Raw genomic sequence first — 2,849 nt, forward strand, 5'->3', positions numbered from 1 at the left:
TTTCTGAATTAGGCTTGTCCGAGGGAGCCGTGAGGGGGCTTGTGACGGGTGCTGTTGATGTGCAAATCCTCAACCGCCTGTTGGAACATAGGAATTTTCCTAAGCTGATAGATTTGATACGGATTTATTTTCAGGATACGGCGGCAAAGGGCATAACAGCAAGAAACCAGCTTATCGAGATGGCAACGGCTTCCCTGTCCGACCTGATGAAAGAACACCCGGAACACCGGGCAGAAGCGAAGCAGGATTTACAGCTTTTGAACGCCCAAAAGATGGGGGAACATGAAGCGGAGATTGAAAAAATCAAAAATGTGTTCCTGGCTATCCTGCGGGACATTAAGAAAGACATTGACAACGGGGAACAGCCGGGAGAAGCTGTGACCGCCGCTATGTTCCAAGCCATGCGGGACGCACTGGCGGAACAGAAACAAAAACCGCTTTCCATTGACGATGTAACGGCGATGATAGCTGGACAGATCGGACAGCTTGCACCGATGGATGAAGAAACTGCCGACCTGTTCAAGCAGTTGGCAAAAAAGATGATGAAAGGAATAGAATAATAGCCTGTTATTCGAGATAATAATATGCCATTAGTAAAGCATGACTACCCTGTTTTAGAGTACGATACCGCATCAAAAGCTGTTTTTCAGCCGGGAAATGGGAAAAAATGTTTTCCTGCAAAAGCAGTGTTTGCTTTTTTAGGAGACGAGGTTGAAAATTATGCACATACCCATGATGGAATACAGATAGATGAATTTGAAAGTGCAACAAGACGATATCCTATTTATGAATGTCTTTATAATCAGGAGAAAATATGTCTATGTCCGGCCCCTGTGGGAAGTGCTGCTGCCGTCCAAGTTTTAGAATATTTAATTGCAGGGGGTGTAACAAAGATTATTTCCGTCGGCTCCTGCGGCGTATTGGAAGACATCCCGGAAAATAGATTTTTGATACCTGCTTCTGCATTGAGAGATGAGGGAACATCTTACCATTATCTTCCTCCCTCCCGAGAAGTAGAGATTTCAAAGGCTGGTATAAATGCGATTGAATCTGCTTTAAGCCAAAAGAATATACCATATTGGGAAGTTAAAACATGGACAACAGACGGTTTTTATCGAGAAACAGTAGAAATGGTTCAGTATCGGAAAGAAGAGGGATGTCAAGTAGTAGAAATGGAATGTTCCGCATTGGCGGCGTGTGCAAAATTTAGAAAAGTTACATGGGCTATGCTGCTTTTTTCAGCCGATACTCTTGCAGACCCTCATAAATACCAAGAAAGAGAATGGGGAAAAACAAGTATATCCATAGCCTTAGAATTAGCCTTAGACGCTGTTTTATCAGTTGTTGAGGAGTAAAAATAAATACATATAGGAGTTACAATGAATATAAATGAATTTCCACAACAAGTAAATCAAGTTATTTCAATAGCAGAAACCATATTACAAGGTCAAATATTGGGGATATATTTATATGGTTCAGCAACAATGAATGGGCTGCGTCCAGATAGTGATATAGATATACTGATAATTACTAAACAAGAATTGAGTAATTCAATCAGAGCAGATCTAACAAAGCAATTATTGAAAATTTCTGGCTCCGTAGGCTGTATTGAAAAAAGACCTTTAGAGGTAACTATTATCAATCAATCTGATATTGTTCCGTTGCAATTTCCGCCAAAATGTCAGTATATGTATGGTGAATGGCTAAGGGGAGAGATGGAAGCAGGAGAATATCCGCAAGCCTGCACTGACCCAGATATAATGATTTTATTATGGCAAGCAAGAAAAAATAGCATAACTTTGAAGGGGGCGGAAAGCAAAGAGCTTATTCCCGCTATCCCATTTCACGAAATTAAAAAAGCAATTCGGTTTTCTTTACCTGGTTTGATTTCCAGCTTTAAGGGTGATGAAAGAAATGTGTTATTAACCTTATCACGAATGTGGTTTACTTTAGTAACAGAAGAAATCACGACAAAAGATGTTGCCGCAAAATGGGTAATTTTAAAATTGCCGGAGAGATTTCCCCCCCTGCTAACAACGGCAAAGGAAGCTTATTTGGGAAATTTGTCTGATGAATGGGAGACAGTAGAAAAGGAAGCGATGGCACTTGTAGAATATATGAAAAAACAAATTGAGGAATTACTTAGAACAGAGTAGCAAAGTTAGCGGGGCCAATCAACGGTCAAGATGAACGGCGCATAAATGCGCCGCCGTTGACAGTCCCGCCCGTCTTTGCTGATGGGATATGCGCCTTTATGTTCTCGATGAGTTTCGTCGCTGCGAAAAACTGTGGCGGGCGGGCGATGATCTTGGTCTCATCGTCCTGCTTCAGAGCATCTGGGAAAAACACGAAGTTCTTGATGAGCGCAACCAGGCGGTCCTTGCGCATCAGGCCTTCAAGAAGCGCATAGAACGCATCCACGCCTTCAACCTCGGGGTCTCCGGCCTCGACCTGGCGCCAGGTATTGAAGAACTTGTACGGGGCGAAGACCGAGCCGTACTTGCTGTTCACGCCATCGCTAAGGACAGTGAAGACGTTGTATCCGAGCAGCTTCGGGATGTCGCGCCTGTAGCGTACGGTCACCTGCTTGTAGGCCTCATGCGTGTCAGCTCCGTCGTTGACGGGGTTCTTGAACTCGAAGACGACCACCGGCAGACCGTTAATGAATGCGACCGCGTCTGGGATGCGGCGTTGGTATTGCTTAACCTCCAGCTGGTTCACCACACGGAAGATGTTCGCCTCGGGTTGCTCGAAGTTGATCAGCTGAATGTAGAGGTCTTTTTTGGAGGGATCATCGCGGCGCTGGATGAAGCCGTCGGAAAGTATGGAAAGAAACTCTCTATTTGTTT

The 2,849-nt window shown here is 44.1% G+C and carries 4 protein-coding genes; 3 read left to right on the forward strand and 1 reads right to left on the reverse strand.

From position 1 onward, the window contains the following. The 3 genes from ABVS03_RS11445 to ant(9) form a co-directional block, all read left to right on the forward strand. Positions 1-560 (forward strand): XRE family transcriptional regulator (locus ABVS03_RS11445; RefSeq protein WP_368019204.1); only part of this gene is annotated, 560 nt, incomplete at its 5' end. 24 nt (positions 561-584) lie between these two features. Further along, positions 585-1,355, forward strand: a complete 771-nt coding sequence (locus ABVS03_RS11450; protein WP_270528077.1) for a nucleoside phosphorylase — start codon at positions 585-587, stop codon at positions 1,353-1,355. Between the two features lie 24 nt (positions 1,356-1,379). Beyond that, positions 1,380-2,156, forward strand: coding sequence for an aminoglycoside nucleotidyltransferase ANT(9) (gene ant(9) / locus ABVS03_RS11455; protein WP_368019205.1), 777 nt, complete (start codon positions 1,380-1,382; stop codon positions 2,154-2,156). Between the two features lie 25 nt (positions 2,157-2,181). Here ant(9) and ABVS03_RS11460 read toward each other — a convergent pair. Further along, positions 2,182-2,849, reverse strand: a 668-nt coding sequence (locus ABVS03_RS11460) for a type I restriction endonuclease (protein WP_368019206.1), incomplete at its 5' end; no start/stop codon positions are given.

The organism is Olsenella sp. AGMB03486 (assembly GCF_040884255.1).
Lineage (GTDB): Bacteria > Actinomycetota > Coriobacteriia > Coriobacteriales > Atopobiaceae > Olsenella_L > Olsenella_L kribbiana.